Here is a 20525-nt window from a genome sequence, read left to right on the forward strand (position 1 = left end):
GAGACAGCCATGCCCACGTTCGAGACACCGAAACCGATCGTCGTCACCGTCGACGTGCTCTCCGGCAACGTCACTGTGATCGCCTCCGACCGTTCCGACACCGTCGTCGAGGTCCGGCCGGCCGATGGGGCCAGGAAGGGTGACGTGCGTGCCGCCGAGCAGACCGAGGTCACCTACGCCGCAGGCACATTGACCGTGAAGACGCCGAAAGACTGGCGGACCTACAGCCCGTTCGGCGGCAACCCGTCGATCGAGGTGACCATCGAGGTACCGACCGGCTCCCGGCTGAAGGGCACGGCCGCTGTGGGCCGATTGCAGGGCACCGGCGAACTCGGCGAGTGCGACCTGGAGGTATCCGCCGGCGACATCACCGTCGAGCGCCCGGGCGGTTCGGTGACCGCGAAAACCGCCAAAGGCGACATCCGCATCGGCGAAGCCTCCCGCGGCGTGCTCCGGTTGGAGACATCCATGGGCGAGCTGGAGGTGGGCATCAGCCCGGGCAGCGCGGCGCGGCTCGAAGCCAACGCCCTCTCCGGCGCCGTGCAGAACCTGATGCGACCGGTCGACCGGCCGCAAGGCGAGGAGGACACTGTGGAGGTGTACGCACGTAACTCGCACGGCAACATCATCATCCGGCACGCCACCGCCGCCTAGCTCATCCAGCTCAGCAGCCCGGTCATCTCCACAGACACCCGCACCTCACGTCAGCGTGGTGAACACCGCACCCTGGTGCACGACTCCATGTCGAGTCGTGCACCGGGGTGCGGACGTTTTCCGCCGTGCTCAACAAGCGAGCGTCTTCGCGACCAGCTCACTCCAATTCGCCTGCGCACCTTCCGTCGTCGCCTCGGTGAACCGTGCTTCTCCGAGGCGATGTCGTGCTGTCTGCTCGATCCGAGCCACATCCGGGTGAGAACGATCGGGCAGTCCGCGCACCGCGGCACTCGCCGCGAGCAGTCGCGCGGCCTGTTCGTCCTGGTCGTCGCGCAGCGCCAGATCCGCTACGCCGACAAGGATTTGGGCGATGAGGGGTGCGTAGCCCGCCGCGGACGCCGCCTGGAAGGCCGCGGCACGTTGTTCGCGCGCTTCGTCGAGACCGTCTGCGAGGTAACCGAGCAGGTCGTGTGTCACCGCCTTGACGTAAACCTGCTCCGCGTCGCTGCCCAGCATGGTCGTCGCGAGGTCGATCTCCCGGTGCGCCTGCGCGGTGTCTCCGTTCCAACGGGCCAGTTGCGCCTTCGCGAAGGCGAGTTCGGCCAGTGCGTTCTGCCAGGCGGACCGGTCGGCGTACCGCTGCCCCTCGGCGATGGCGGCCGCGCTCGCCTCCGCATCACCCAGCAGCCAGTACAACTGAGCCTGCCTGGCCCGCATCAGGAAAACGTCCTCGATCGCGCCGACCTCGGTGACCACCGCGATCGCCTGGTCGAGGTGTTCGCACGCGGCCGCGAACTCGCCGCGCATAGCGATTCGATTCGCCAATTCGGTCAGCGCGAACGAAATTCCCCAGCGCTCGCCGATGGCCCGGAACTCGGCGAGCGCCGTCTCCAGATACGTATCCGCCTCCCGGCCCTCCTGGCCGAGCGCGATCCGCGCCTTGCCCAGCTGGAGCCGAGCCAGCGCCCGCACCCAGGGATCGTCGTCTGCGAGCAGCGGTTCGAACGCGGGCAGCAGCGCGTCGGGCCCCTGCAACATGCGTTCCATCGCGCCGACGAACCCCAGCAAGGGGTATCGGCTCTTGCTGCGCCGGCTGAATCGGTATGCCTGGTGGATCCATTCCTCCACTTGGTGCTCGTCGGTCGGCCCGGAGTTCATGAAATGCACGACCAGTCCGTACACCCTGGCGCGGATCTCGTCGTCCACTTCGCCGGGCAGCTCGGCGGCCGCGGTGATCAGCTCCATGCCTTCGGCCTTGTGCCCGCTGAGCCACCAGTACCAGCCCGTGGCCGCCGCGAGCCGCATCGCCTCGGCCGCGTTGCCCGCCGCCAGCGCGCCACGCATCGCGACGGCGATGTTGTCGTGCTCGGCTTCCAGCGTGGCGAGCCACTCCAACTGCTCGGCGCGGCGCAGGTGCGGCTCCGCGCTGTCGGCGAGTCCGGTGAAGTACGCCAGATGCGCCCGGCGCACCGCGTCCGATTCCCCCGCCTCCACGAGCCGGTCGAGGGCGTACTGCTTGATCGTGTCGAGCATCCGATAGCGTGGTCCGCCGTCCCCGGCGGTGAGCAGCGATTTCTCGGTCAGCGCGGTCAGCAGCTCGAGCATCTCCCATTGCTCGACCATTACGTTCCTCGCGCCCGCCTGCCCTTCGGGCCCGCCCTCCGTGCCCGCGCAAACCTGCTCGGCCGCTTCCAGACTCGCGCCGCCGGAGAACACCGCGAGTCTGCGCAGGACCATCCGTTCGGCGTCGGTGAGCAGCTCCCAGCTCCAGTCGACCACCGCGCGCAATGTCCGATGCTGCGGAAGCGCGGTACGGCTGCCGCCGGTCAACAGCCGGAACCGATCGTCGAGGCGGGTGGCGAGCTGATCGAGGGACATGGTGCGCAGCCTGGCCGCGGCCAGTTCGATCGCCAGCGGTATTCCGTCGAGCGCCCGGCAGACCCGCGCCATGGTCGACAATGCGCGAGCATCGGCCGCGAGATCCTTGCGCACCGCACCTGCCCGGTCGCGCAACAGCTGAACGGCAGGGGAGGACTCGATCTCGTCCGGGCTCGCGTTCTCGGTGGGCAACGCCAGCGGCTCGACCTGCCATATCGCCTCACCCGTGATGCCGAGTGGTTCTCTGCTCGTCGCAAGGATCCGCAGCCGGTGACACTCGCCGAGCAGCCGGTGCGCGAACGCCGCCGCGGACTCGATCACGTGCTCGCAGTTGTCCAGGATCAGCAGCGTTTCGCGCTCGCGGATCGCGGCGACGAGCCGGTCCATCGGCTCCGCGTTCGGTGCGCCGCCGAGCAGTGCGTCTCGCAGCCCGAGCGCGGCGAGCGCCGACTGCGACACGTCCCCACTCGCGCCGACCGACGCCAGCTCCACCAGCCATGCCCCGTCCGGTAGGTCGTCGAGCATGGTCCGCGCGGTTTCCAGGGCCAGCCTGGTCTTGCCGGAACCGCCGGGCCCGGTCAACGTGGTGAGCCGATGGTCGGCGATGAGTTCGCGCACGACGGCGACGTCGGCGTATTTGCCGACGAACCTGGTCAATTCGGCCCGCAGGTTCGTCTTGCGGTCGGTTTCCCGCGCGCCCACTTCGCCGCGCAGCAGCGCGACGTGCAGTGCGGAGAGTTCCGGCGAGGGGTCCACGCCCAACTCGTCGGCGAGTGCCTCCCGCGCCTGCTGGTAGACGACCAGTGCCTCGTTGCCGCGACCCGCGGCGCCGAGCGCGCGCATCAGCGCGGCGACGAGCCGTTCCCGCACCGAGTGGCGGGCCACCAGTTCGGTCAGTTCGGCCACCAGTTCCTGACCCCGGCCGAGGCGGATCTCCGCTTCGTACAGATCCTCCATGGCGGCCAGGCGCAGCCCCTCGAGCCGGGTGACAACCGCGTCGAAAGCTTCGCTGTCCTGGATACCGATGTCCTGGATCGGCGCACCCCGCCACAGGTCGATGGCCTCGCGCAGCAGCCCGGCCTGCCGCGCGTCCGCACCGCCGCGTGCCTGGTCGAGAAGCTGTTCGAATCGCACGGCGTCGACAGCGCCGGGTTCCACCGTCAGCCGGTAGCCGCCCGCCTGCCCGTCGAGCAACCCGTCCGGCAGCACCCTGCGCAGGCGGGAGGCCAGTGCCTGCAAGGCATTCGCGGCGTCGGAGGGCGGCTGCGCACCCCAGATCCAGTCGACCAGCGTTGTTTTGGCGACCACACGACCGGGTTCGAGGGCGAGAGCGATCAACAGGCCGCGCAACCGAGCGCCCGGTACCTCGATCGATCCGCCGTCGTCCAGTCGGATCTCGAGCGGTCCAAGCATCCCGATTCGCACCGGCCCATTCTGCCGTGGACGATCGGCAGTCAGCGGGCCGCCCGTCCCTGGGCTGATAACCGGTCCGATGACATCGACCAGGACAGTTTTCCCGACCGTCGGACACGGTGTCAGCGGACGTGTCAGGTCGGTGTCAGGGCGGTATCAGCCGGGTCGCCGACAGTATCCCCTGTGAATAGTTCAGCGATTGCAGGTGGCGGCATGCGCTCCCTGCCCCTCACCCGGGGTTACCAGTGGAACTGAGCGTGGACCGTGAGCGCTGCATCAGCGCGGGCATGTGCGCACTGACCGCCCCCGAAGTGTTCGACCAGGACACCGAGGACGGCCGGGTGGTGCTGCTGAACCGCAAGCCCGCGCCCGACCAGGGATCTTCGGTCCGCGAGGCCGCACAGGTGTGCCCGTCCGGCGCGATCACCCTCGTCTCCGGCGACTAGTCCACAGCTCCGGCACAACAACCGCAATGAAGGAAACCTGATGACTCGAGCAGTTCCCATCCCGAACGGCCTCCCCATGGAGCGCGACGCCAGCCCCTTCGACCCGCCCAGCGAAATCACCCGGCTGCGCGAGACCCGCCCGGTCTGCCCCTTGATCTTCCCCGACGGTCACGAGGGCTGGCTCGTCACCGGCTACGACGCCGTCCGCAAACTCATGGCCGACACCCGGTTCAGCTCCCGCCAGGACATCGGCATTCTCCACGTGCCGTACCAGACCCCCGGCATGCCCGCCGCTACCGAACCGTCCCCCCAGGTGCCGGGCTTGTTCGTCGCCATGGACCCGCCGGACCACACCCGGCTGCGGCGCAAGTTGACCGGCGCCTTCACCGTCAAACGCATGAAGCAGCTCGAAGAGCGCATCATCGAGATCACCGAACGGCAACTGGACGAGATGGCGCGGCTGACCCCGCCGGTCGACCTGGTCGAGGCGTTCGCGCTGCCGGTGCCCTCGCTGGTGATCTGCGAGCTGCTCGGCGTCCCCTACGCCGATCGGGAGACCTTCCAGGTCAACTCCGCCAAATTCCTGGTCAAGGAACAGCCGCTGGAAGAGAAGATGGCCGCCTACGGTGCGATGACCACGTACCTGGCCGGACTGGTCACCCGCAAACGCGCCGAGCCAGGCGAGGACATACTGTCCGATCTGGCCCGCCACGACGACCTCACCATCGAGGAGCTGACCGGCGTCGCCTTCCTGCTGCTGCTCGCGGGCCACGAGACCACCGCCAACATGCTGGCCTTGGGCACCTTCGCGCTCCTGGAGCATCCCGAACAGCTGGCGCAACTGCGCGCCGACCCGAATCTGGTGCCCGGCGCCGTCGAGGAATTGCTGCGCTATCTATCCGTCGCCGACATCTTCTACCGCTACGCCACCGACGACATCGAACTCGGCGGCGAGACGATCGGCGAGGGCTCGACCGTCGTCGTCTCGTTGCTGGCCGCCAACCACGACCCCCAGCGCTTCGACAACCCCGACACCCTGGACATCCACCGCACGGCCCGCGGGCATTTGTCCTTCGGCCACGGCATCCATCAATGCCTGGGGCAGCAATTGGCCCGCATCGAGATGCGCGCCGGTTTCGCCGGTCTGCTTCGCCGCTTCCCGACCCTCGAGCCGGCCATCCCCGCAGGCGAAGTGAAACTCAGGACCGACATGAATATCTACGGCGTCCACGAACTTCCGGTCACCTGGACGGAAACGGCCCGGTAAACGGAAGAACCTCGGGGCGGGGATTCGGTTGATCCCCGCCCCCGGGGCCGGTCGAGATTTCTCCTGGACGCGTCGGCGTCGCCACCTGCGGAGCCCACTTTGATACTCGCCGGTAACTGTTATAACTCCCAATAGCTCATAGGTAGCTGACTACTTATTTTCAACCCTGGGGAGCTTCTGACATCGGCATTCGCGCTTAGCCGGTGATTGCGGGCCGACAACGTGTTGACGATGTGAACCGCCACGGGCAGAATCGGCCGGGTCGGAACAGGGGGTGGAGGAGTTATGCGCGTTAAAACGGATATACATTTCGACGTCGCTGTCGATCCCGCCCAGGTCTTCGATGCCCTCGCGGCCATCGAAATGCTCCCCGAATGGTCGACGTATTCGGATGCGCGCGTGGCCACCCGCGGCGAATCCGGTCGGCCACAACGGGTTTACGTGACCGCCGATACTCTGCTCGGCAGGTCCGATCTGCAGGTGCTGGAATACGAGTGGACCGATGACCGGGTGTCGTGGCAGGTCGTGGACAGCTGTGTCGGCCTCGGCGGCGGCGGATGGTTCGAAGTGTCCGAGGACCGTGCGGGAGCGCAGGTCTGGTATCACACCGAGTTGCAGTCCTCCCTGCTGTTGCCGGGGCTTCTCCTCAAACGCAGCGTGCGCCGGGAGAGCGAAACCGTCGCGCGCAACTTCATCCGATTCGCCGAGGGATTCGCCGCGCCTCCGCAATCGCGCGCGGTATAGCTGTCACGCGACGAACCGGTCCGGGCTCACCACTGGATGTCCGCGACCGAGTTCAACGGGGCCTCCACTTCCTCCGGCGCCAACTGGAGATCCGCGTCGCGCAGCGCTTGCGGGAAGTGGAAGCCTGCGCGCTGCTCGATCTCGTTCAACGGGACCTGGAAGACGCGGAACTCGTCGAGGTCGAGGGCCTCGAGCTGGTCGAGGCTCTGGCTCAACAGGAAGCCACGGGCCTTCAGTTCACCGTGTTCCTCGAACGCGATGACCTTCCAGAACTCGCGGGGAATCTTGACCTGCCGGAATTCGCGGTCGTCCGCGGTGAAGACCGGGCCGCCGAACGCGCTGACCTTGAGATCGTCGACGGTGGCGTCGGCGAAGACGGCGTCCTCGAGTCGCCCCCACACCCCGTCGCGCATGCTTTGATTGAAGTCGTCCATCTGCGGTGTGATGTTGGTGTAGAAGAACGAGTCCTTGTTGGCTTTCGCCGCTTCGGGCAGGCTGCCCCACAGCAGATCCGCGCGTCGCGCGAGATGGCCGCGATCGAGCCGGTTGTCGCGGTACAACTCGTTGCCGACCTGCGCGTCCGCGTCGAGTCGCGGGTCCTTGACGAAGTCGATCTTCTTGCGTGAGAGCTTCTTGATCGAGGCGCCGTCGATGTTCCAGGCCACCCAGATGGCGAAGCGGCGCGAGCGGCGCATCGCGAGGGAGAAGTGCGTGTAGTGCAGGACGTCGGCGCCGTCGAGGGCGGTCGCCACGTCGGGGCGCAGCTGAGCGTCCACCTCGGGTAGCGGTATCGGCGACGCGAGGAACCGCGGATCGTATCCGGCCACCACCGCGACTTCCTCCGCAGGCGGCGGGGTCAAGCTGATGCCGAGCTTCTCGAACACCGATTGCGGCAGGCAGGCCAGCGCGTGCTCGTCGGTGTCGGCGCCCGTCTCACCCGCGAAATGCAATCCGGCCAGCACGGTGCTGGTCTGGCCGTCCGCCGATTCGAACAGCCACGCCGACCCGGAGTCGCCGCCGCTGCTGATCTCGCCGTCGGACGCGGGATGGGCCGGATCCGGTCCGATCTCGAAGCCGCCGATGCTCTTCGGACCGACCCCGCGGTAATCGATCCGGGCGATCACGTCGACGCGCCGCACGATGCCGTGGGTGACCGCGGTGGTCCGGCCGCTCTTGATCACCTTGTCGCCCAGCTCGGGTTCACCGAGACGGTCCGGAACGACGTCCAACCCGGTGATCTCGGCGCTGAACCGCCGGTCCTCGATGGCGGCGACGGCGCAGTCGCCCGCCGTGCCGAGATGAGACCTGACGAGCTTGCCGAGCCGATTGCGGTCGATTCGATTGTCGTCGCGCGGGCCGGGCTGCACGACCACGTCGCCGAGTGTGCCCGTCGCGGTGTGCAGGACGTGCCAATTGCTCAGGACGTACGGCGTCCCGTCGTCTCGGTCGTAGACGACGCAACCGATCGTTCCGGCCGTGGTGGCGGGATGGCCGACGCTGATGCCGGGAACGATCGGATCCAGGCGCGTCTTGCGCTGCGGCGCCACCGCTTCGGTGACCAGCCGGAAGGCGGGCTCGAACTTGCGCTGCAGGACATCGGTGGGCACCTCGAACCCGTCGACGGTGACCGTCTCCGGAATCGTCGCCGTGCCGAGCGCTTCGAGCTCCTCCGGCTCGGACACCTTCTCGTTCACCGTGAACTGCACCGCGATGTCGTCCGTCGGTTTTCCGTCGACTTGCTTGTAGCCGACGCCGATCGAGGAGATATTGGGGTCTTCGAGGAAGCTTTCCCCTTTGCCGCGGATGAATGTGCGCAGGGCGGTGAGCAGATCGTCGTTTTCGGCGTGGGACCGGTGGGAAGGTGAGTTCTTTTTCGCAGGCATCGGGGACTCCGTGTTCGAGGTGAGCGGGGTGACGACGTCGTCGTCGCACCTGGCTGTTGCCATCGTCGGGTCACGGTGCCCGCAGCACACGAGTAGCGAACTACCCGCAACTACCGGTCGTCGTGCTGGGGAAAAGTTTCTTCGGGTAACCGATGTAGCGGAATTCGCTGTCGGCAGTCGCAGCGCCTATATCTCGATGTGCGCGCCCATGATGACGGTGCGTTCGCGGGGCAGGCCGAACTGCTCGGCGGCGTCGGCGGTGATGTAGGAGGTGGCGATGAACAGGCGTTTGCGCCACGCGGCCATCGTCGGCTCGGAGCCGGCGCGCAGCTCGATCTTCGACAGGAAGTAGGACGCCTGGTCCAGCTGCAAGGGCCCCTCGGTGACGGCGGGGTCGAGCAGCGCCAGCGCGCCGGGCACGTCCTGGGCCTCCATGTAGCCGAACCGGGCGCGGACGTGGATGATCCCGTCTTCGGTGTAGCCCAGGGAGTCGACGCTGATCCGCTGATCGGCCGGAACGCGGGGCACGGGCTCGGTCTCGATCGACATGATCACGACGTGCGCGTGGCGTACGTGATTGTGTTCGGCGTTGGCCCGCATGGCCAGCGGCGCGGTTCGCTTGCCGCGGTTGAGGAAGACGGCCGTGCCGGGGACCCGGCGTATCGACGGGTCGTCGCCCGCGTGCAGGTGATCGATGAATTCGCGCAGCGACCCTTCCCGCCGTTCGCGTTCGGCGCTGACGATCTCGCGTCCGCGCTGCCAGGTGGTCATGACGGTGAACGCGGTCAGCGCGATCAGCAGCGGCAGCCACGCACCGTGCACGAGCTTGGTCAGATTCGCCGCGACGAACAGCAGGTCCACCGACACCAACGGGACGGCGCCCAGGGCGAGCAGCCACAGCGGGATGTTCCATCTGAGGCGGGCGATGTAGAAGAACAGCAGGGTGGTGATGGTGATCGTGCCGGTCACCGCCATGCCGAACGCGTAGGCCAGCGCCGCCGAACTGCGGAAGGCGAACACCAGGGTGAGTACCGAGACCATCAGCAGCCAGTTGATCCACGGGACGTAGATCTGGCCGACGGTGGCCTCGGAGGTGTGCGCGATCCGCAGCCGGGGCAGGTAGCCGAGCCGGGCGGCTTGGGAGGCCACCGAGTACGCGCCGGTGATCACCGCCTGGGAGGCGATCACCGTCGCCGCGGTGGCCAGCAGCACCAGCGGCAGTCGGCCCCATCCGGGCATGAGCAGGAAGAACGGGCTGCTGACGTGGCGGGAATCGCCGAGGATCAACGCGCCCTGGCCGAAATAGCTGAGAATGCACGCCGGGAACACCAGGATCAGCCAGGCCCGGGTGATCGAGCGGCGGCCGAAGTGACCCATGTCGGCGAACAGTGCCTCGGCTCCGGTCACCGCGAGGACGATCGCGGCCAAGGCGAAGAAGGCGGTGCCGAAATGACCGAACAGGAAACCCAGCGCGTAGGTCGGTGACAGGGCCCGCAGGATCTGCGGATGAGCGGCGATGCCGGCCACCCCGCACGCGCCGATGGTCAGGAACCACACGATCATCACCGGTCCGAACACCCGGCCCACCGCCGAGGTGCCCCGGCGCTGCACCAGGAACAGCGTCACGATGATCACCGCGGTGATCGGCACGACGAACTCCCGCAGCGACGGCTCCACGACCTCGATTCCCTCGACGGCGGACAGCACCGAGATCGCCGGAGTGATCATGCTGTCGCCGAAGAACAGCGAAGCGCCGAAGATGCCCAGCGCCGCCAGCACCGCGGTCCGGCGCCGCCCGTGTTGCGAGCCCAACCGGCGCAGCAGCGTGATCAGCGCCATGATGCCGCCCTCGCCGTCGTTGTCGGCGCGCAGGGCCAGCAGGATGTAGGTGACGGTGACGATGATGGTCACCGACCAGAAGATCAGCGAGACCACGCCGTACACGTTGTCCGTGGTGACGGGCACCGGATGCGGGTCGCGCGGGTTGAACACAGTCTGGATGGTGTAGATCGGGCTGGTCCCGATGTCGCCGAATACCACGCCCAAAGCGGCGATCACGACGCTCAGCCGTGCGGTGTCGTGCGCGTTCGGCCCGGCGGACGCCGGGGATCGCGCCTCGTCGGATGTGGTCGTGTACTGCTGATCGGTCACGGGGATCCTCCTCGCGCGGGTTCCTCGCCGCTTCCGGCGCTCGACTCAATACGACACGCGCGTCATGCGGATCTCGGAGATCGACATGCCCCGACGGCGGCGGAACAATCCGCGCAGGGTTCCGGCGTTGAGATAGCCCACCTTGGCGGCCACCGCGTCCACCGTGAGCGCTGTGGTGCGCAGCAGGTGCACGGCCCGTTCGAGGCGGATGTCGTGCACGAACTCCGTGGGGGACATGCCGAGTTCGGCGTGCGTGGCCCGTTGCAGGCTGCGTTCGGTGACACCGATGGCGCGGGCGGCGTTGGCGATCCGGAAATTCTCGCCGAGATGTTCGCGGACCCAGCGTTCGAAGGCGGCGGTGACGGAATCGCCCCTGGCGATGACCTCGGGAACGATGAACTCGCGTTGCGGTCGTCCCGCGCCGACCGCGAGATAGCGCATCGCGCGCTCGGCCAGCGCCGGGCTCCTGGAGGCGATCAGCGACAGCGCCAGATCCATGTGCGACAGCGCCGCGCCCGCGGTGGTGACGCCTTGGCCGCGGCACAGCGTCCGGCCCTCGTCCAGTTCCACGCGCGGATAACGGCGCCGGAAGCTGGGGCCCAGCCACCAGCTCGTGGTCGCCGCGGAACCGTCCAGCACGCCCGCCTCGGCCAGGAAGAACGTTCCGGTGCAGGCGGCGGCCAGATGAGCTCCCCGATCCCGGGCGGCGACGAGCCGGTCGAGCACGGGAAGGCTGGCCGGTGCGGAGATGAGCTCGATCAGCGCCGCGGCCTCCAGCACGTTCACCGCGGGCACGATCATCAGCTCGAATTCGTCGCCGAGCTCGTCGAGCGGGATCGTCGGCACGGTGTTGCCGTTGCCCGACCGCACCGTGGCGCCGAATGACGCGCTGCGGATCCGCCACGGCTGCGGCGGGTCGGCCAGTTCGGTGCGCACGGCGTTGGCGGTGTTGAAGGTCTCCAGCAAGGCGGCGTATCCGAAATCGGCTACCCCGTCCACCACGAAGACAACGACGTCCATGTCGGAAACGGTACCGAAGATGTCGTTCACGACACTCCGTTCCGCGGAAGTTCTGTCCTACTCTCATCGCGAGACGGCTCGTCGCCGGCGGAGTCGTTCGAGCCCGCAGTACCTCGACGCTTGGGAGTTCGCGTGACCATGATCGAAACCACCGGGACGCACCACATCCGGTTGACGGTGACCGATATCGAGCGGTCCCGCGCTTTCTACCGAGACGTGCTCGGCTTCCCGATCGCCGCAGAATCCCCTGGCAGCCCGGACGATCCGGCGGTGCGCGCCGACCCGATGCGCCTGTTCGGCGGGGTGGTGTTCCAAGCCAACGGAATGTTGCTCGGCCTGCGCCCGGTGGCCGCCGCGACGGATCGATTCGATTCCGAGCGTGTGGGATTGGACCACCTCAGCTTCGCCGTCCCCGCGCGGGACGATCTGGTGTCCGCGGCCGCGCGCCTGTCCGAGGCAGGCATCGAACACGGCGAGATCAAGGAAATGGCCGATTTCGGCATCGCGATCCTGTCGTTCTCCGATCCCGACGGCATACATCTCGAACTCACTGCGCCACTGTGAGTTTGCATGCGCCCAGCGCGGGCATGCTCGATCCGGAATGAACGCTGTCCTGATGAAGGCTTCGACGACCGGCCGCGGCATCGGTGTGGTCGTGCCGAGGAGGTAGCCGATGCTGGTCCAGCGTGCGCGACCACGAAAGCCGTCCGAGAGTTCGGCGTTGCCGAGCCCCAGCGCGCTGCTGTGTGCGCTGGGCGGTCAGCACGTGCAGGGCCCGGTGAGCCGATGGGCACGCGAGCTGACCGAACTGCACCGGCAGCGCCGTGAGCAGGCGCCGGACCTGGCCGAGCTGGAGCGGCGCCGTGCCGAGCTGGTCGACCGGATCGACACGTGGGCGACATTGCAGCTGCCGTCCGCCGCGCCGGGTGTGCGGCTGCACGACGTCAGCCTGGGCGTGATGATCGACCGGATGGCCGCAGTGGCGGAAGAGGCGTTCCATCTGCTGATGAACGACGATCCGGGTGGCGAGCGCATGCACGCGGCATGGACCCGGCTGGCGGAGATGGAGATCGCCTACACCGATCTGGTGCGTGCGGTCGGTGACGGACGTCGTCGTCTTCCTCCGAAACGGGTAGGGCCGTTGCCTGCCCCCGGAACCGAATGATCCGGGCGGGAGCGATCGAGCACCGACCCGAGGAGGAGTCTGCCACCCCGGGGAAAGTGCAGGTCATCCGCATTGCCGACGGTGGTGGGGAGGCTGCGCGGGCCGTTGTGACCTGTCGCCGCGGGCGAAGACGCACGCGTTGTGCCGTGGCCGATCGAAGCGAGTGGACCAGAGGGCGTAGGCTGAGCGCTCCGACGGACGGCGCGACTTTCTGGGAGCGGTGCATGAGCAAGGGTGAGGGGACTCCTCCCGCTACTACGCGGACCGGCACGATCAGCGTGCGGGTGCCCGCGGAGTCCGAACAGCTGGCGATGCTGCGTGCCTTGGCCGAGACCGTGATGCTCATGGCCGATTTCGGCATCGATGAGGTGACCGATATCCGGCTGGCCCTCGACGAGGTGGCCAGCGCGCTGGTGCTCGACGCGGTGGACGGGGCGGAGCTCGAGTGCGGGTTCGGCTTCGAGGACGACGCGGTAGAGGTGCGCGTGTCCACCGTCACGGTGTCGGACACCAGCCCGGACGAGTCCGGCTTCGGCTGGCACATCGTCGCGACGCTGACGGATTCGGTCTCGGCTATGCGAGGCGCACACGACTCCGCCGCGGGCGGCTACCCGACTGTCGTCGACTTCCGTTGGGTCCGCGGCGGCTCGAATAATGCGTAGCGAGTCGAATCAGGCCGGTGCCAAGCGCAAATCGCGGGGAGACAGCTACGACAATATCGAGCCGCTCTTCGCCGAACTGGCCGCGCTGGCCCCGGATGATCCGCGCAGGGAGGCCGTGCGCGCCGAGCTGATCGAGCGCTGCCTGCCGCTGGCCGAACACATCGCCCGTAAGTTCAGCGGGCGCGGCGAGAGCTTCGAGGACCTGCTGCAGATCGCCCGGGTGGGCATGCTCGCCGCCGTCGACCGCTTCGATCCGGGACACGGCGCGACCTTCCTGTCGTTCGCGGTGCCGACGATCATGGGCGAAGTGCGCAGGCATTTCCGCGACTACGCCTGGTCGGTGCGAGTGCCGCGACGGCTCAAGGAGATCCAGTCGACCATCGGTCCCACGGTGGAGATCCTGTCGCAGCGGCTGGGCCGGATGCCGCGGGCGCGGGAGATCGCCGAGGAACTGGGCGCCGATTTGAACGAGGTGACCCAGGCGCTCATCGCCCGCAACGCCTACCAGACCTCTTCGATCGATGCCGCCTCCGACACCGACGATTCGGAATCCGGCGGGCCCTCGCTGCTGGACTCGCTCGGCGCCGAGGATCCGGACTTCGGCACCGTGGAGGACTATCTGGCGGTGAAGCCGCTGCTGGCCGCGTTGCCGGAGCGTGAGAAGCAGGTGCTGGTGATGCGCTTCTTCGACTCGATGTCCCAGGAGCAGATCGCCCAGCGGATCGGCTGTTCGCAGATGCAGGTCTCGCGGATTCTGTCGAAGACGTTGAAATCGCTGCGCGAGCAGGCTCTGCGGGACTGACTCAGCGCGCGGCGTTCACTCGCCGGTCAGCTCGTCGTGGTACTCGCGCATCGCCTGGACCACGGCGACCAGGACGCGGTGCGCGCCGGCCAGGTCCGCGTCGGGCAGTTCGGCCATCGCGGCGCGGGTCTGGCGCCCGAGCGGGGTGAAGAAGCCGCGGGCCACATCCATGCCGTGCTCGTCGTAGTGCAGGATGACCCGCCTGCGGTCGGTCGGGTCGGCGGCGCGGCGCAGGTGACCGGAGTCGATCATGCGCTCGACCAGGTAGGTCACCGCCGATGAGGAGATTCCCATCAGCTTGCCGAGCCCGCCCGCGGTGAGCGGCGCGCCCTCGATCTCGGCGGTCGCGACATGCATCAGCGCGCGAAAGTCGTTGGCGCGCAGTTGGTGTGTTCGCGCGAAGACCTGGCCGATCTGCTCGGAGATCGCGGTGAGAGCGCGGATGTCGGCGGCGATGCCGGCTTCCAATCCATCACGGTCCGGCCGGTCCGCGTTCGGCTCAGGGGTCAACGGCGCTTCCTTTTCCACACGGGGGTCAGCGTAGTTCAGTCGGTGTCTCGATTGCTTAATATTTCAGTTTCTGAGAGAGTTGCGGGGTGAGCGCTTGGGATCGCTATGCGTCGGTGGTGACCGCCCGGACCTCGTGGGTGCTGCTGGTGGTGCTCGCCGCCGCCTCGGTAGGCCTGATCGGTGCGGTGGGTGAGAACGAGTCCGCCGGACAGGCCCCGACCGCGCTACCGTCCTCGGCGGAATCGGCGCACGTCGAACAGGCGCTGGAGGAGTTCCCGGACGCCGGAACGGCCGCCGCCATCGTTGTCGTCACCCGTGCCGACGACGGCGAACTGACCGACGACGACCGGAACGCCACCGCCTCGGCGGTTTCCCGCGCCTCGGGACGCCCGCCCGGTCCGGGCGACCTACTCGCCGCGCCGGACCGGAAGGCGGCGATCGGGCAGGTTCCGGTGAACGCCGACCTGAACGGATTCGCGCTGACCGACCGCATCGACGAAATCCGTTCCGCCGCGCGGGACGGCTTGCCCGACGGGCTCGTTCTCCAGGTCACCGGTGGTCCGGCCTTCGGCGCCGACATCGCCGACTCGTTCTCCGGCGCCAACGTCACGCTGCTGGCGGTGACCGCGGTGGTCGTCGCGGTGCTGCTGATCGCGACGTATCGCTCACCCGTGCTGTGGCTGGTGCCGCTCGCGGTGGTCGGCGCGGCCGACCGGGTGGCCACCGGCGCGGGAACCGCGCTGGCGCGCCTGACCGACCTGACCTTCGACGGTTCGACCTCCGGTGTGACGAGCGTGCTGGTATTCGGCGCCGGCACCAACTACGCGCTGTTGCTGGTATCGCGCTATCGCGACGAACTGCACCGGGAATCCGACCACCGCGCGGCGCTGCGGCAGGCGGTGCGGCGCGCCGGACCCGCGGTGCTGGCCAGCAACGTGACGGTGGTCGCCGCGCTGCTCGTGCTGCTGCTCGCCTCGGTGCCGAGCACACGCAGTCTCGGTGTGATGGCCGCGCTCGGATTACTGGTGGCGGTGGTGTTCGTTCTGCTCGCGCTGCCCGCCGCGCTCGCGTTGTGCGGGCGCAAGGTGTTCTGGCCCTTCGTGCCGCAGGCAGACGACCGCGACACGGCGGAGGAGGGCGTCTGGCACGCGATCGCCGCGCGGGTGGTGCGCAGGCCCGCGCTGGTCGCGGGCGGTGCGATCGTGGTGCTCGCGGTCTGCGCGACCGGATTGCTGTCGACGCAGGTGGGACTCTCGCAGACCGAGCAGTTCCGGGTCCGCGCGGAGTCGGTGGAGGGATTCGACGCCCTCGCGCGGCATTTCCCCTCCGGGGCGTCCGATCCCGCGATCATCCTCGCGCGCAGCGATGCGGCGGCGGGAATCGATGAGGCCTTGCGCCGCACCGATGGCGTGGTGCTGACCTCGCAGACGGGGACCTCGTCGACCGGACTGACCCGGTGGTCGGTGGTGATCGACGCGCCACCGTCTTCCGCGCGTGCCTTCGACACGATCGAGGCGCTGCGCGCGGCGGTCGCGCGGGTGCCCGGAGCCGACGCGATAGTCGGCGGCACCGACGCCCAGGCGCTGGACGTGCAGACCGCCGCGAGCCGGGACCGCAAAGTGGTCATCCCGCTCATCCTCGTCGTCGTGCTCGTGGTGCTGCTCGCGCTGCTACGCGCGGTGCCCGCCGCGCTGCTGCTGGTCGCGGTCACCGTGCTGAGCGCGCTGGCCGCGCTGGGGCTGGGCAGCTGGATGAGCGAGCACGTGTTCGGATTCCCGGCGCTGGACATCAGCGTGCCGCTGTTCGCGTTCCTGTTCCTGGTCGCCCTCGGCGTCGACTACACGATCTTCCTGGTGAGCAGGGCGCGCGAGGAGACGCCGCGGTACGGCACCACGCGCGGCATGGTGCGGGCGGTGTCCGTGACCGGCGCGGTGATCACCAGTGCGGGCATCGTGCTGGCCGCGGTGTTCTGCGTGCTCGGCGTTCTCCCGCTGATCACCCTGACCCAGGTCGGCATCGTGGTGGGCCTGGGCATCCTGCTCGACACCTTCGTCGTGCGCACGGTGGTGATCCCGGCGCTGTTCAGCCTGATCGGACGCAAGCTCTGGTGGCCGAGCGAGCTGCGGCTCGTCGAGGGGGACGACGCCGCCGAATCGGCGCGGCGCACGGAAGGCACAGAGAAAAGCGGATGACCGCTCGTGCGGCCATCCGCTCGGGAAGGCAAATCTCTGCCATCGCTCCGGCCATGCGCGGCGCCGGGGACCACCTCCCGCGGCGCCGTTCGACGGTGGTCAGTGCTTGAAGGCGTCCTTCACCTTCTCGCCTGCGTCCTTCAGGTCCGACTTGACCTTGTCGGTGCGGCCTTCGTCGCGCTTCCCCCGGTCGCCCGTCGCCTCGCCGACCTTCTCTTTGGCCTGACCAGCGACTTTATCGGCCTTGTTCTTCGCCTTGTCGACTGTGCTCATGTCACAACCTCCTTGTGAAGAGACCGGCCGACCATCTTCAGCCGGTCTTCTTCGCGATAGCCCGTTATCGAGAAGCCAAACGTCCGGCCTTTCCGCGCAAAGCGGAAGACCCGGTCGAAACCGGGTCTTCGCGAAATTCGGGCGTATCGAAACGACGAGGCCGCGCGGCGTTCTCCGGTCGCGGAGCACGTCGGAAAGCGAATTACTAGGCGGGCACCGTGGGCGGCGTGAGAAGCCCCTGGAGCACACCCACACCCGCGCCGACAGCCGCGCCGACGGCGATGGCCGGGGACGCGACGAACCCGTAACCGATGGCGGCGCCGAAGGCCATGACGGCCACCGTCCCGGTCGGGAACATCGGCAGGCCCGCGATGGCTCCGCAGATGGCGCCGATGACCGCGCCGATCGAGGCGACCGGCGAGGCCACCATGCTGCCCACCGAGGCGCCCATCGCGGTGGAACCGAGGATGTCGGCGGCGATGGCGTCGGAGCGCGACGGCTCGAAGCCCGCCGAGTCCAACGTCTGCGCGATGCCGGCTTCGGGGCCCGCGATCGCGTCGTTGAACATCTTGCCTTGCTCGGGAGTCAGGAAGTCCGGCCTGCCGATCACCACCGAACCGACACGCAGGGTGCCGGGAGGCGCCTCGATCGGCGCGACCGAGGGAGCCGGGGCGGCGGGGTTGGGCAGGTGTAGCCGCTGCGGAACAATCGGGGCGAGCACGTTCGGGTCCGGCATCGGCCGGTTGACGCTCAGGTCGTTGCGGCCCGCCGAAACCGGGGGCGCGGGCGGAACGGCTTCGGGGGGAAGGGCTCCCGGGTCCGCGGGATCGGCCACCGGGGTGATGACGCCGACGGCGGGCGCCGGAGCGAACGGGAGCTGGACGGAGATCTCCGGCAGCAGCGGATCAGCGGTGGCGGTCGCCGCGCCGACCACGGACAACGGGATGGCGCCCGCGACGACCAGCGTGGCGGCGCGGCGTAAGAAGGGGTGTGCTGGAGTTTCGGGTACTGCTATGCCCATGGACTTACCCACCTCATTCTGAAGAGGACATATACCTACCTTTCTAGTTCGATTCAGAAAGCCATACGGATGCGCGAAAGTTGGATTTCTTTTTCGATAGCGCGGAACCGCTCCACGTGCCAATCGAATCCGTGCGGCGGTATCGAATATTGGTGGCGCCGTGAGGCAACCGATGACGTTCGCGATTGCGGTCCAATTGCTGACGGAGATCAGGAAAACCGGCGGGGAAACGGGTTTCGCCCCCGCTGCAAGGCTTCCGGTCCGCATCGCGGCCGAGCAGAGCGCCCCGGGTCGCCACCCGGGGCGCACCGCGTCAGGAGGCTGCGGTGAATCCGGAGCGCAGGTCGGCGAGGATGTCGTCGATTCCCTCGATGCCGACGGCGAGGCGGACCAGGCCGGGGGTGACGCCCGCGGCCAGCTGCTCTTCGGGTGTGAGGGACAAGCTCGCCGCCAGGATCAAGGAACTGCACCCATGGGACAACCCGGAGCTGACCGGCCAGCCCATCGCATGGTGCCCCGATGAGTACGCGGACTGGGTGGGCCGCTCTACGGTGGCATAGCCGCATCTGCCTGTACGGTGGCCGTGTCCCGAATCCTCATCCGGTCGGGGCGCACTGTGCGGAGGAGGGGTCATGTTCGCGCTCGTCGTGAGGTTCGACCTGCAAGACGCCGGGAAGGCGGCCGAGTTCGACAAGTTGGTTGCGGAAACCGTTCGAGCGATAACCGACTTCGAACCCGGGACGCTGGTGTACGCCACGCATACCGTCGAGGGTGAGCCGCTGTCGCGGATCTTCTACGAGGTGTACAGCGATCGTTCGGCCTTCGAGGAGCACGAGCGGCAACCACACACGCGCCACTTCCTGAGCCAGCGGGAGAACTACGTCGCTTCGTTCCGGGTCGAGTTTCTGTCGCCCGCCGATACGAAGGGCCTGCCCGCGGCGGGCTGACGGATCACAGGCGCGCGGCGATCCCGCACCATACGGCGAAGCCGTGGACGCTGCGTGCTTCCGCACGAGCCAGCGCCCGCACTGTCTCGTGCACCATTGGATTCCAGCGAGTCTGCGCCGGGGCAATCGCTTTCGCGGTAAGCAGCGCATCCAAGGCACGTGTGCGGTCCCCATGCAGGAGGTAGGCGCGCGACAGGTCGATGTAGTGATGACCCGCGCGCTCCTTCGGGTGCCATCCGGGATGACCAGCGACTGTGCCCGGTCGAGTGCTTCGGTGCCGTCCATGCTCTCCACAGCAAGCGCCACCGACCAGATCGCGACGTTTGTCGGCCCGAACGACAGAATGACGTCGCGATCATCACCGAGGCGCAGCGCGGTCGCCCGGGCCTCGGTCAAGTGTTCGTCGGCAAGGTCGGGTCCCCGGTAGTAACCGCCGAAAAACAGCGGATATGGCGAAGCTGCTGGTCAGCGGCGGCGCTCGGCGCCTGTAGCGCTTCTGCGGGGGGCGGGGACATATCCCGCCATGACCGCCCCACATGTTGTAAAACTATCTTTTACAAACAATCGCTGACAGCCCACGTCACCTACAGGGCCACCCTGTCCGGAACGTCTGCGGCTGCTACGAGCACAAGTACAACGGTCACTGGTTCTGGGGCATCGACCCGAACGCCTTGCTGGACAACGCTGGCCTCGCCACCTCCGTCCTGGTCACCCAAGACGTCAATGTCGATTTCTACAGCGACTTCTACAGCGACGCGAACGTCGAAGTCGACCCCGGCCCCTTCGACCCCAACAAGCAACCCAGCCAGAAAACCACAATGCACTTCTCCCGGGTACGCCCAGGAGCCGGCGAACCGAAATCAGCCCTCGCTACCGCCGGAGCCGGATCGACCGCGCAGTGACCGATACCGAGGATTGACACGGACAGAAGACAGCTACGCTCCCAGGGGCTCGCTCGGCATCTCCCTCGCCGGGCGGGTCCGCAGGTTTGTCCGCTGCTTGCGAATCTCCCGCAGTCCATACATTCACCCGCCCAACCGCACGATCGCCACCCGTTGGGGCGCCAGCCTCATGGTCCACAGCAGGTGTTGAGAATCGTTCGGTTTCTGGACACTCGGCAAACGGCACCGAAGGCACGGAATTCCAGCGCATCGCGTTGTCCAAGAGGCGTGTCGAGCCGACGAGGGAAGCTAGGTCGTGCCCGGGGATGGTGGTTGCATCACCGGGCCCAACACCTCAGTTTGAAGCGGGCGCCGAGGACAGCCTGGAGACCGACGAAGCCCGTCGCTCCACGTGGAGCGACGGGCTTCGGGGTACAGACGCGACTGCGCTACGGGAATGGCTTGATCATCCGCGGGATTTAGATCTGGACCGGTTCGTAGTCCTCACCACCCGGGCGCTCCCGGAACGGAGTCAATCCGTGGTGGGTCGATCCCGGTATTGGCTCACGAGGTGCTGGTAGAAGCTGTTCTCTGGCGACTCCAGCGAGATGCCCCA

General features: G+C 67.9%; 19 protein-coding genes and 1 pseudogene. 12 read left to right on the top strand and 8 right to left on the bottom strand.

Going from position 1 to position 20525, the window contains the following annotated elements; genetic code table 11:
- Positions 1 to 9: 9 nt before the first annotated feature.
- Positions 10 to 654, top strand: a complete 645-nt coding sequence (locus ABZ420_RS05645) for a DUF4097 family beta strand repeat-containing protein (RefSeq protein ID WP_357117381.1) — start codon at positions 10 to 12, stop codon at positions 652 to 654.
- Between the two features lie 129 nt (positions 655 to 783).
- Here the strand turns inward: ABZ420_RS05645 and ABZ420_RS05650 are convergent, their stop codons facing one another.
- Positions 784 to 3957 carry a BTAD domain-containing putative transcriptional regulator gene (locus tag ABZ420_RS05650; protein WP_357117384.1) on the bottom strand — a complete coding sequence of 1058 codons (3174 nt, stop codon included), beginning with the start codon at positions 3955 to 3957 and terminating at the stop codon, positions 784 to 786.
- Positions 3958 to 4190: 233 nt separating this feature from the next.
- Between ABZ420_RS05650 and ABZ420_RS05655 the strand changes: the two genes are divergently transcribed.
- From ABZ420_RS05655 to ABZ420_RS05665, 3 genes are all read left to right on the top strand, one after another.
- Complete coding sequence (locus ABZ420_RS05655; RefSeq protein WP_357117386.1) at positions 4191 to 4391, top strand: ferredoxin; 201 nt, start codon at positions 4191 to 4193, stop codon at positions 4389 to 4391.
- A gap of 40 nt (positions 4392 to 4431) precedes the next feature.
- Positions 4432 to 5658 carry a cytochrome P450 gene (locus ABZ420_RS05660; protein WP_357117388.1) on the top strand — a complete coding sequence of 409 codons (1227 nt, stop codon included), beginning with the start codon at positions 4432 to 4434 and terminating at the stop codon, positions 5656 to 5658.
- Between the two features lie 285 nt (positions 5659 to 5943).
- Positions 5944 to 6402, top strand: a complete 459-nt coding sequence (locus tag ABZ420_RS05665) for an SRPBCC family protein (RefSeq protein WP_357117390.1) — start codon at positions 5944 to 5946, stop codon at positions 6400 to 6402.
- 26 nt (positions 6403 to 6428) lie between these two features.
- On the opposite strand, the gene ABZ420_RS05670 is transcribed toward ABZ420_RS05665, so the two are convergent.
- From ABZ420_RS05670 to ABZ420_RS05680, 3 genes are all read right to left on the bottom strand, one after another.
- A complete protein-coding gene (locus ABZ420_RS05670; RefSeq protein WP_357117392.1) occupies positions 6429 to 8285 on the bottom strand; it encodes a DNA/RNA non-specific endonuclease in 1857 nt (618 codons plus the stop codon).
- Between the two features lie 186 nt (positions 8286 to 8471).
- On the bottom strand, positions 8472 to 10343 hold the full coding sequence (locus ABZ420_RS05675; protein ID WP_357117437.1) for a potassium transporter Kup: 1872 nt from the start codon (positions 10341 to 10343) through the stop codon (positions 8472 to 8474).
- Between the two features lie 138 nt (positions 10344 to 10481).
- Positions 10482 to 11456, bottom strand: a complete 975-nt coding sequence (locus tag ABZ420_RS05680; protein WP_357117394.1) for a helix-turn-helix domain-containing protein — start codon at positions 11454 to 11456, stop codon at positions 10482 to 10484.
- A 138-nt stretch (positions 11457 to 11594) separates the two neighbouring features.
- On the opposite strand from ABZ420_RS05680, the gene ABZ420_RS05685 reads away from it, so the two are divergent.
- The 4 genes from ABZ420_RS05685 to ABZ420_RS05700 all read left to right on the top strand — a co-directional run bounded on the left by ABZ420_RS05685 (position 11595) and on the right by ABZ420_RS05700 (position 14085).
- Positions 11595 to 12020 carry a VOC family protein gene (locus ABZ420_RS05685; protein ID WP_357117439.1) on the top strand — a complete coding sequence of 142 codons (426 nt, stop codon included), beginning with the start codon at positions 11595 to 11597 and terminating at the stop codon, positions 12018 to 12020.
- 109 nt (positions 12021 to 12129) lie between these two features.
- Positions 12130 to 12621, top strand: a complete 492-nt coding sequence (locus ABZ420_RS05690) for a DUF4254 domain-containing protein (RefSeq protein ID WP_357117396.1) — start codon at positions 12130 to 12132, stop codon at positions 12619 to 12621.
- 224 nt (positions 12622 to 12845) lie between these two features.
- Complete coding sequence (locus ABZ420_RS05695) at positions 12846 to 13283, top strand: anti-sigma factor (RefSeq protein WP_357117398.1); 438 nt, start codon at positions 12846 to 12848, stop codon at positions 13281 to 13283.
- Positions 13276 to 14085, top strand: coding sequence for an RNA polymerase sigma factor SigF (locus ABZ420_RS05700; RefSeq protein ID WP_357117400.1), 810 nt, complete (start codon positions 13276 to 13278; stop codon positions 14083 to 14085). Before ABZ420_RS05695 ends, ABZ420_RS05700 begins: the two co-directional genes overlap by 8 nt.
- 15 nt (positions 14086 to 14100) lie before the next feature.
- Here the strand turns inward: ABZ420_RS05700 and ABZ420_RS05705 are convergent, their stop codons facing one another.
- Entirely contained in the window at positions 14101 to 14595 is a 495-nt protein-coding gene (locus tag ABZ420_RS05705; RefSeq protein WP_357117402.1) for a MarR family transcriptional regulator, read from the bottom strand.
- Positions 14596 to 14681: 86 nt separating this feature from the next.
- Between ABZ420_RS05705 and ABZ420_RS05710 the strand changes: the two genes are divergently transcribed.
- The gene (locus ABZ420_RS05710) at positions 14682 to 16787 is read left to right on the top strand and encodes an MMPL family transporter (RefSeq protein WP_357117404.1); all 2106 of its coding nucleotides are present in this window, start codon (positions 14682 to 14684) and stop codon (positions 16785 to 16787) included.
- Positions 16788 to 16886: 99 nt separating this feature from the next.
- Here the strand turns inward: ABZ420_RS05710 and ABZ420_RS05715 are convergent, their stop codons facing one another.
- The 3 genes and pseudogenes from ABZ420_RS05715 to ABZ420_RS05725 form a co-directional block, all read right to left on the bottom strand.
- Positions 16887 to 17060, bottom strand: coding sequence for a CsbD family protein (locus ABZ420_RS05715; RefSeq protein ID WP_040865702.1), 174 nt, complete (start codon positions 17058 to 17060; stop codon positions 16887 to 16889).
- Positions 17061 to 17265: 205 nt separating this feature from the next.
- A complete protein-coding gene (locus ABZ420_RS05720; RefSeq protein WP_357117407.1) occupies positions 17266 to 18081 on the bottom strand; it encodes a hypothetical protein in 816 nt (271 codons plus the stop codon).
- Positions 18082 to 18394: 313 nt separating this feature from the next.
- Positions 18395 to 18517: pseudogene (locus ABZ420_RS05725) on the bottom strand (PLP-dependent transferase); the annotation flags it as partial.
- Here ABZ420_RS05725 and cutA point away from each other — a divergent pair.
- The 3 genes from cutA to ABZ420_RS05740 all read left to right on the top strand — a co-directional run bounded on the left by cutA (position 18513) and on the right by ABZ420_RS05740 (position 19930).
- Positions 18513 to 18641 carry a divalent cation tolerance protein CutA gene (cutA, locus tag ABZ420_RS05730; RefSeq protein WP_357117409.1) on the top strand — a complete coding sequence of 43 codons (129 nt, stop codon included), beginning with the start codon at positions 18513 to 18515 and terminating at the stop codon, positions 18639 to 18641. The pseudogene ABZ420_RS05725 and the gene cutA overlap by 5 nt on opposite strands.
- 72 nt (positions 18642 to 18713) lie before the next feature.
- Entirely contained in the window at positions 18714 to 19028 is a 315-nt protein-coding gene (locus ABZ420_RS05735) for an antibiotic biosynthesis monooxygenase (protein ID WP_357117411.1), read from the top strand.
- 671 nt (positions 19029 to 19699) lie between these two features.
- Positions 19700 to 19930: a hypothetical protein gene (locus tag ABZ420_RS05740; RefSeq protein ID WP_357117413.1), complete on the top strand. Its 231-nt coding sequence runs from the start codon at positions 19700 to 19702 to the stop codon at positions 19928 to 19930.
- Positions 19931 to 20525 lie beyond the last annotated feature (595 nt).

The organism is Nocardia sp. NPDC005745 (genome assembly GCF_040630775.1).
Lineage (GTDB): Bacteria > Actinomycetota > Actinomycetes > Mycobacteriales > Mycobacteriaceae > Nocardia.

Coding starts and splice junctions, on each gene's coding strand:
- ABZ420_RS05645 (WP_357117381.1), top strand. CDS start 10: ATGCCCACGTTCGAGACACCGAAACCGATCGTCGTCACCGTCGACGTG.
- ABZ420_RS05660 (WP_357117388.1), top strand. CDS start 4,432: ATGACTCGAGCAGTTCCCATCCCGAACGGCCTCCCCATGGAGCGCGAC.
- ABZ420_RS05665 (WP_357117390.1), top strand. CDS start 5,944: ATGCGCGTTAAAACGGATATACATTTCGACGTCGCTGTCGATCCCGCC.
- ABZ420_RS05670 (WP_357117392.1), bottom strand. CDS start 8,285: ATGCCTGCGAAAAAGAACTCACCTTCCCACCGGTCCCACGCCGAAAAC.
- ABZ420_RS05680 (WP_357117394.1), bottom strand. CDS start 11,456: ATGGACGTCGTTGTCTTCGTGGTGGACGGGGTAGCCGATTTCGGATAC.
- ABZ420_RS05685 (WP_357117439.1), top strand. CDS start 11,595: ATGATCGAAACCACCGGGACGCACCACATCCGGTTGACGGTGACCGAT.
- ABZ420_RS05690 (WP_357117396.1), top strand. CDS start 12,130: ATGCTGGTCCAGCGTGCGCGACCACGAAAGCCGTCCGAGAGTTCGGCG.
- ABZ420_RS05695 (WP_357117398.1), top strand. CDS start 12,846: ATGAGCAAGGGTGAGGGGACTCCTCCCGCTACTACGCGGACCGGCACG.
- ABZ420_RS05700 (WP_357117400.1), top strand. CDS start 13,276: ATGCGTAGCGAGTCGAATCAGGCCGGTGCCAAGCGCAAATCGCGGGGA.
- ABZ420_RS05715 (WP_040865702.1), bottom strand. CDS start 17,060: ATGAGCACAGTCGACAAGGCGAAGAACAAGGCCGATAAAGTCGCTGGT.
- ABZ420_RS05720 (WP_357117407.1), bottom strand. CDS start 18,081: ATGGGCATAGCAGTACCCGAAACTCCAGCACACCCCTTCTTACGCCGC.
- ABZ420_RS05735 (WP_357117411.1), top strand. CDS start 18,714: ATGTTCGCGCTCGTCGTGAGGTTCGACCTGCAAGACGCCGGGAAGGCG.